We start from the raw sequence: 7,654 nt of genomic DNA, 5'->3' as shown, positions 1-7,654 counted from the left end.
GATATATTACACAAACAAATATACCATAACATGTTGAATCTAAACAATGAATCTACATTTTTTGCTTGCAATTTTAGAGGCTATTTGGTATATAAATCGAAGTTTCCTCTTAGTTCAAAAGATCTACGCAAGTTAAAAACCGCGTCATTTAATGGCGCGTTTTTTATTTTGCACTTGCAATTATGCACATTATGTGTCAAAATAGTGTTGAATTTATTGCTCTGAACATTTCTCTTGTCTCTTAGTTATGAATTCGTACTTTTTTCGTTTTCTTTAGATAAAAGTGCCTAAACCGACGAATCATTTTGATAAAAGCCGTGTTAAGTTGCCTAGTGATTTGCACGGTTTTTATTATTTGTGTATCTCCTTTAAAATTAAAGCCGCGTCGTTAATTGACACGGCTCTTTTTTTGAATGCTACCTTTTAGAAAGCGCTGCGTACCTTTCTCTCAATTCATCTATAGTTTCTACTCTATCTCCAGAATACATTAACCCCGTAGAAATCTCTTTTTTTCCTGTAACCCATGCACCTGAAAAAAGCTGCGTATCTCCAAAAATACGTGCCCTGCCACCAATAATCGCACGACCATAAGCTCGTACATTGCCATGAACCTTCGCAAACCCATTAACATGCACCTCATCACAAATTACTGCATTTTCAAAAACCTTCGCATGCACCCAAACAACGGCAGCATTATAAACCTTGGCATCATCACCAACCCAGCAACCACCATGATGAGAAAGGTTGTGTTCACTTTCAATAAAACCACCTAAATCACCTTTTTTAACATCTCCAAAACTTATTAATGCTTTAATGCGATGAAGTGTTGTCATCCTGCCAAATTCATCTTTAACTTCTATAGTTTCATTAGTGAGCTCATATTTTTTGCATTTACGCATTTTGGGTAGACCTTTAATAGCCATGAGAAACCCCGTTCTATAAATTCGTTAGATTGTAAATTGAAAATGACGGTAATGACGCCCCCGCCGCGCCTTGGTTAATTACAATTTTTTTGTGGAAATCAGCAAAATAACGCTGTTTATTGACTTGAATCTTACACACAACTGTGATAACTATCATATCACTCTTAAATGAGGATATGGTTTAAAGTTATGTGTATTATTGCGTATTTCCGTAAATTTGCTCTCGTAAATATGTGATACCTTTAGAAGTTATCTTCGCGGACGGTACGGTTTTTTCAGTACCGTCCGGTCTATAAACAGTTATAACAGGGCAATCCATGAGACCTTTTTGTATTTTCTCTTGATATGGCAATAGAGGCGAACCCGGAGCTCTTCTGTATACCCAACCATAAGCTTGTAAATAATGGCTTAAATCTTTTGGTCTTATTTCCAGTATTTTTGCCGCTTCAGTTATACAGAAGAGTCCATCGGATCGTTTTAACCCGTCGAGAGCGATAGCTTTTGGTTTAAGAGTATTTACTTCGTTTTTTAAAATTTCTATTTTGTTGACACTTTCTAAAAGTAGTTTTTTAACGAAGAGAGGATCTTCTAAAGCATTTGCGAGGTCGAATTGTTGATTTGTTACTTGCTTTGCACGCCGCTCGCATTCGATAAAATATTGACGAGCTTGCTTGCCCTTTTCATTGCGCTCTACCATGGCAAGCTCTTTTGCCATGTCTAATGTGAGGTGATATTCTTTTAATACAACATTTTGACGTTCGCCAATTTTGGCGGACGTTAAAAGATAATCACTTCCCTCTGTAAATTCGTATTTGCGAATGCGGTCTTTAATCCAGTTAGAAAAGTCTTTGCCTATTTCCAAAAACGCATGCAAATCACGAGCATTTACAGTTTGAACTAATTTACCATCGATTTGAGTTTGATTTATGTTAATTAAAGATTGTGTCATGATACTGTCTCCTGTGAAAAATAATAAGGTTTCTATTGACACACAATAAGAGGAATGCCGGGCGCTAGAAACACAGTTCACAGCCTGTTGTTACGCTTTTCTCATTAAAGAGTATTGTATGGCGTAACCACACCCGACAATCCCCTCTTATATGCTATAAAGCATAATTGAGTCAAAACTTTATATCGCGGAAGAGAGATTGATTATAACCCCATCCGCTGAGAACTTTAGTGTTTCTAGCACTTACTGTTTAATTTAACAGAGTGATTCGATTGATGTCAATATGTATTTTACACTTTTTTAACTTTTTTTCATTTTGATGTTTATCTCTTTGAATCTAAAGTTAAAAAGCAGGCGCCCCCGCCGCGCCGTGGTGTTAATTAAGCAGCCTCGTTAATGCTATGTACATTATCGAAAACGGGGTTATGAGCTTTCAAAAGAGATGCTATTGACTGAATTGGCTCGGATTGACCAAACTCTGTCATGATTGCTAAGATTTTTGTAAAATTTGGGATTTCGTTTTGTAATTTAAAAAACAAGACTTTCTCAAGAGCTGCCATAAGCTCTACTAAAGAAACATGATATTCATCTTCAGTATTAATATCAATATTTTCACTATTAGTTTCTTTACACGCTACCATCCACAAATCGCATAGGAAGTCGGTGGTTATTTTGATATCATTTTTTTCAGAATTTTTCATAATAAATCCTATCTGTTTATAAGTTTTTCATTGACACCCTTAAGGGCGCCGGGCGCTGAAAAACACGGCAGATAGTCCGTCGTTACACTTTCCCCTATAAAGGGTATTGTATAGTGTAACCACACCCGGCATAATCGTTATATGCTAATAAGAGCATAAAAGAAAGCCAGTATTTTAGAGCATGGGAGGAGGTCTTTTCGTAACCTTTACCGCCATCTGTATAGTGTTTTTCAAGCACTTGTCGCCTTTATATACGAATTGTTTTTTTGCGTCAATAGCATTTTACAATTTTTTTTCATTTTTTTCTCACTTTGTGTTTAATGATTTGATTATTAACAGCATTTTTTATTTCTTCGTCCATAATATCAAGTGGGTCCAGATTGGTATTGTTTGCTTGTGAAAAGGAATTATCCACAGGGTGTTGATAACTATTTTTAGTGTGTGCATAATTTTTTTTAACCTCGCGCTTGTGATCTGAAACGACCGTTCCCTGCCCTTTTGATTTTATCGTTTTGTTGTATTCGTCTGTTAAGGGTTCATAACTCAAAACGCTTGTAGGAAACGGTCCCCCATACAGCCATGCCTCTACTTGTGCTTTTGTACTGAAATCAACGTTTTCAGGCATGTCAAAATACTGCCCGCCTTCAAAAATCTCATATTCACGTAAAATCTCTTGCTCACAGCTCTCATCATAGTCTCTATAGCCTTGGTCGCTTTGATTGGTGTCTTGATACTCATAAAGATTGTAAAAACATTCTTGTGCCCCGGTCCCCCATGGTATGTGACCAATTGCAGTTGCAATAAAAGTTTTTTTTGCTGGTTTTTTAGTGAATGTTAACAATATGTCTGTTAAGATACCCATAATAGACCTCATATTTTTACCATAGGTTTATTTACCTTAAATTTGACCGTAGAGAGCGTTTTGTTGTTTTCTGGTGTAATGCATCAAAAAAGTTTCAAACCGCTTTGTACGGTCCCTTTTTGTCGATTTAAACGCATATCTAATCACAAAATCATTTCCTCTTTTCGATTTTTAACGTTTAAACGTTCTCTTCAGATTCTGAATCGGTTTTCGAACTGCCAAACATTTCTTTCATCTGTCTCATGAGCTCTTCAAACTTTTCATCAGACATAAGCTTTCCCTGTGGTTTCATTTCTGGTTTATTAAGGCTACGGATGATAGATTCTGCTTTTACACGAATGTTGTTTTCAAGCTTTTCACAGTAGCTATAAAATTCAGATGCCGACGGCATAAATGTTGCGTTTAAACCTTGTGCTTTTCCTAGCAAAACGTCCTGCACAGCTTGCTCCAATGCCCAGCTACTCACGTTTCTAAGAACGTATGTGTAAGCAAGCGCTGTCGACGTTGGATCTGCTGTAGTTTGCATTTTAAGACCGTTTGAAATCAACATAAACGCTGTTTGAATTTCCTCTTCAGTCGCTTTCTTCTCAAGCGTATTGAGCGTATCATTGGCTAGTGAGGTAATGAGCTCCGCTTCTGAAGTCGAAGGTTTCTGATTGGGCAGCCAATGGTGCGGATATTCTTTTGTCATTCTTAAACAAAAATTCGAATGCACTACCTGAATTTCTGATATCGGACATTGCGTGCGCAACCTGACGACTGAGGCTGATTTTTTCGTTTCCTTGGTTGGATCCTTGCTTTCCATAATTTACTCCTTGAGAAGGTTTGTTAAAATCTTTTGAGTTTCTCACCCAATTGCGCCACGTTGCTTGCCAATCCAACTTGGTAGCGTTTGCTCCTGATTTGGAACTCCAGTAATCTCTAAACTTTGCAATCTCGACTTTCACACGCTCTGGAGGCAAACCCTCTTGAATCGCAAAATCAAAATCGGGTTCGAAGTCTTTAGGCAATCGACCGCCGCGATGAGCTTTGGAATGTTTTGTTTTTTTCAAAACGTTTTTTTGCTCGTGAATGGGTGGGGGGCTTTCTGATGATAATTCACTTTGCTCTGACACAAGCTCCAAAACCTGATCAGTGTTTTGATCAAAGCTCTCATCAATTTCTTTTTTTGCTAATACGATAGTATTAGTTTTTTTATTTATGTGGTTGTGGTTGTGGTTGTGATTGGCATCATTTAGCATTGCTTTAGCATCATGCTTAGAGCTTTTAGCATCATGCTTAGCATCATACTCATTGTTATCTTGAGACTTGTCCCATCTTGCCTTTGCTGCCTTCTGCGCTCTTTCTGAAAACTTGTTTAAATTTTCATTTGAGTTATTGAGTTCCTCTTCAACTTGTAAACTCCACAAACGTCCATCTTCCAAACAAATGATCTTCTTATCACGTAATAAAAACTCTAATGCTTTATTAAATAACTTTTTTGAGCAGCCTGCGCTATGCGCTAATTTGTCTTGATCATAAAAAATGGGTTCTCCATTTTTACGCATGTGCCATTTCAATGTAACGTATGTCGCTATTTGAAATGCTTTCATACCATTAGTTTCTGCAAGACAATCTGACGGAAAGCTGCGAACCCAAACCAACTTAGTTGACATAATCTTTACCCCCCATGTTTTCATGCAAGGTAAGATTGTCTAAATCTTCATCAAAGCAGTCGAGATCTTCTTCAATACTGTTGAGCTCTGCCTCAACGTCTGAATTCCATAAACGTCCGTCCTCCAAACGTATGATATGACCAGTTTTTATTAAAACGTCTAAAGCTTTCTCAAATCTTTTTACTGAACAGCCAGCGCAATGGGATAAAATTTTAAGATTGTTTAAAAGAGGCTCACGAGTAAGTAACATGTGCAACCGCAATCGCATATAAACATTACCTTCAACTGAAGGTAACTGAGAGATCTTAATCGCCCACTGTTCAGCAAAAAGTCTCGTCCATGGTAACTTATTTACCATTATCTTTTCCCTTTCCCTTAATTATTAAATGTAAAATTGATAAAGCGTCTGCTTCGTTATCATCTTTCGGTGCATAGCCTTTGGAACGCATTGCACTCATCATCTCTTCTTTCGAGGCATTCCCCTTTCCCGTTGTGGCTTTTTTTATTGTACAAACCGGAATACCTTCATAAGGAATTTGGTGGTGTTCACACCACGACGTTAATGTCGCTAGCAAACCACCATAAATATGAGCAGCGTCTGTACCTAAATGACGCCTCACTTCTTCAAAATAAACTTCATCAATGCCCCCTGCTGTAGCCTTCATTTCTGAAAGCCATTGCTTAAAGCGTAAAAAACGCATGCCACCGCCTTCAAAACGACGGGGTTGGAAATGAATGGTGCCACTGATGATATGCCCATCCCCACCGCGTATCGCCCACCCCGTCTTTGTTCCTAAGTCCAAACAAAGAATCGTATTAATCACTGCACCACTCCATACAAAACGTATTTTATAAGGTTGTTTTTTTCCGAAAATGAAGAAAAGAAGGAGGTAAGAAGAAAGCTTACAAACTGAGCTTAATGCTTTTAATATATAGTCGGTGGTCAGATAATTAGTTTACGACTAATCATTCGTTCCAAAGAATTAAACAAATCCGATACTCCACTTTTCATTATGGAACAAACTTCCTCAAATAATCCTCAAAAAACAATTAAAGCTCACTTTTGGACATATTTCTTATAGATCCCATATTATTCTTTTTTGTTTACTTACCTCATCTCTAAGCTCTAATGACTGTTTAAAATAGTGATAAACCTCATAGAGCAAATACAAATTACTCGTTATGGAAAGAATGGCTGCTGCTGTACTCATATCTCTCTCCTTACTTACTTTTCTTCTTGATATGCTCTCTTATGAGGACGGTCATCATGACCAATTCGTTTTGTTTCAAATTCCATGAGGAAAAGAATACAGCAGGCGGCATGTGCTAGGTGTGAGCGACCACTTTCGCTGTCTTTATCTTCCCCTTCAAACCATGATAACAAGTGACGCAAGGCAGCACCGTGAAAACGACTCCAGTGCGTGCCTTTACGCCAGTTGTTTGCTCCATACTTCTTTGCTCCAAATTCGAGAACGCGACCTATTTCCATCAATTGTGACGGAGGTATAAGATCAACACGAGGCTTGCCATCATCATTTTTATGCGCTTGTTTATACGCTTCCATTATAAGCTCATGATGAAATGCGAATGGTTTCATCATCATCTCCTTAAGGCTGCAAAGTCTTGCCGGTGTGATCAACACCGCTGCTCTTGCAAGTTTTAATAATTGGGGGGCGTTGCTCTTGATCGCATAAAGATTTTAAAAGATAAGCGACCGTTCCTCTTGGAGGAATGCCGTATTTTTCCCAACGCCATACCGTTGCTTTGTGAACACCTAACAACGCTGCCATTTCATGTTGCGTAAGATTAAGGCGTTTTCTTAATTGTTTTGGGTCTATTTTATTCATAATAATAATATGCATTATGAGTATTTTAATGTCAAGTCGAAATGCATACTCATTTTATGCAATATGAGTATGTATAGGAACTTTTAAAATGCTTAATAAAATAACAGATCAATCTTCTAGACTAATGAAAGCTCGTTTAATACGTGGTTTCAAAAGCGCGAAAGCAGCCACTAAATACTTTGGATGGAATTATTCTAGCTACATACAACATGAACAAGGTATTAGAGGCATATCACGCGCATCTAAAAAATACGCAACTGCTTTTAAAGTTAGTGAAGCTTGGTTACTAACTGGAGAGGGGGATGGTCCTTCTACGCTAGCTACTGACTTGGCACAAACCGTTGATCAAAAAATCATTGATCTATTACAAATAACAAATCACGCTGATAAAGAAGCAATTTTTCATATTTTAAACAGCCTAAATTCTGAAAAAAAGAAATAAATGCTTTTTTGCCCTCATAACTAAAATTTGAGATTACCTGCGTTATTTCATTTTGTAACTGCATATAACTTTTCCTTTCCTCACAAATGTTAATTTATAAAAATCCTATCAAAAGGATTATTTTAAACCCCTCTAAAAAAATATGCATTATGTGTATTTTTTATTTGACTAATATGCATTATGTGTATATACAAACACCATACCCTGAAAAAAAAACCTATGTCAAGGCGTTTTTTTCAAAATGTGTTTAAATATTTTGATAATGGAGGCATTTG

The 7,654-nt window shown here is 37.2% G+C and carries 12 protein-coding genes; 1 reads left to right on the top strand and 11 read right to left on the bottom strand.

From position 1 onward, the window contains the following. Window positions 1-416: 416 nt before the first annotated feature. From BN67_RS12320 to BN67_RS10865, 11 genes are all read right to left on the bottom strand, one after another. The gene (locus BN67_RS12320; RefSeq protein ID WP_019224112.1) at window positions 417-923 is read right to left on the bottom strand and encodes a bactofilin family protein; all 507 of its coding nucleotides are present in this window, start codon (window positions 921-923) and stop codon (window positions 417-419) included. Window positions 924-1,119: 196 nt separating this feature from the next. After that, entirely contained in the window at window positions 1,120-1,872 is a 753-nt protein-coding gene (locus BN67_RS10910; protein WP_019224111.1) for a phage antirepressor Ant, read from the bottom strand. A 380-nt stretch (window positions 1,873-2,252) separates the two neighbouring features. Beyond that, entirely contained in the window at window positions 2,253-2,573 is a 321-nt protein-coding gene (locus BN67_RS10905; protein ID WP_019224110.1) for a hypothetical protein, read from the bottom strand. A gap of 295 nt (window positions 2,574-2,868) precedes the next feature. Continuing rightward, complete coding sequence (locus tag BN67_RS15130; RefSeq protein WP_019224109.1) at window positions 2,869-3,435, bottom strand: hypothetical protein; 567 nt, start codon at window positions 3,433-3,435, stop codon at window positions 2,869-2,871. A 178-nt stretch (window positions 3,436-3,613) separates the two neighbouring features. Beyond that, on the bottom strand, window positions 3,614-3,985 hold the full coding sequence (locus BN67_RS12310; RefSeq protein ID WP_019224108.1) for a hypothetical protein: 372 nt from the start codon (window positions 3,983-3,985) through the stop codon (window positions 3,614-3,616). Window positions 3,986-4,040: 55 nt separating this feature from the next. Beyond that, window positions 4,041-5,090: a DUF1376 domain-containing protein gene (locus tag BN67_RS10890; RefSeq protein WP_019224107.1), complete on the bottom strand. Its 1,050-nt coding sequence runs from the start codon at window positions 5,088-5,090 to the stop codon at window positions 4,041-4,043. Beyond that, a complete protein-coding gene (locus BN67_RS10885; RefSeq protein WP_019224106.1) occupies window positions 5,080-5,448 on the bottom strand; it encodes a DUF1376 domain-containing protein in 369 nt (122 codons plus the stop codon). Before BN67_RS10885 ends, BN67_RS10890 begins: the two co-directional genes overlap by 11 nt. Next, window positions 5,438-5,914: a crossover junction endodeoxyribonuclease RuvC gene (locus BN67_RS10880; RefSeq protein WP_019224105.1), complete on the bottom strand. Its 477-nt coding sequence runs from the start codon at window positions 5,912-5,914 to the stop codon at window positions 5,438-5,440. Before BN67_RS10880 ends, BN67_RS10885 begins: the two co-directional genes overlap by 11 nt. 252 nt (window positions 5,915-6,166) lie before the next feature. Further along, a complete protein-coding gene (locus tag BN67_RS15270) occupies window positions 6,167-6,301 on the bottom strand; it encodes a hypothetical protein (protein ID WP_019224104.1) in 135 nt (44 codons plus the stop codon). A gap of 14 nt (window positions 6,302-6,315) precedes the next feature. Further along, the gene (locus BN67_RS10870; protein ID WP_156791670.1) at window positions 6,316-6,693 is read right to left on the bottom strand and encodes a dATP/dGTP diphosphohydrolase domain-containing protein; all 378 of its coding nucleotides are present in this window, start codon (window positions 6,691-6,693) and stop codon (window positions 6,316-6,318) included. A gap of 4 nt (window positions 6,694-6,697) precedes the next feature. Next, on the bottom strand, window positions 6,698-6,937 hold the full coding sequence (locus BN67_RS10865) for a helix-turn-helix domain-containing protein (RefSeq protein WP_033313413.1): 240 nt from the start codon (window positions 6,935-6,937) through the stop codon (window positions 6,698-6,700). 88 nt (window positions 6,938-7,025) lie between these two features. Here BN67_RS10865 and BN67_RS10860 point away from each other — a divergent pair, with 88 nt between their 5' ends. Then, complete coding sequence (locus BN67_RS10860) at window positions 7,026-7,379, top strand: hypothetical protein (RefSeq protein ID WP_019224101.1); 354 nt, start codon at window positions 7,026-7,028, stop codon at window positions 7,377-7,379. The last annotated feature ends 275 nt before the right edge of the window (window positions 7,380-7,654 follow it).

Origin of the sequence: Bartonella rattaustraliani AUST/NH4 (genome assembly GCF_000312565.1) — a bacterium.
Classification (GTDB): Bacteria; Pseudomonadota; Alphaproteobacteria; order Rhizobiales; family Rhizobiaceae; genus Bartonella; species Bartonella rattaustraliani.
The sequence above is the reverse complement of the archived record's forward strand: the minus strand, read 5'-3'. Positions and strand labels throughout refer to the sequence as shown.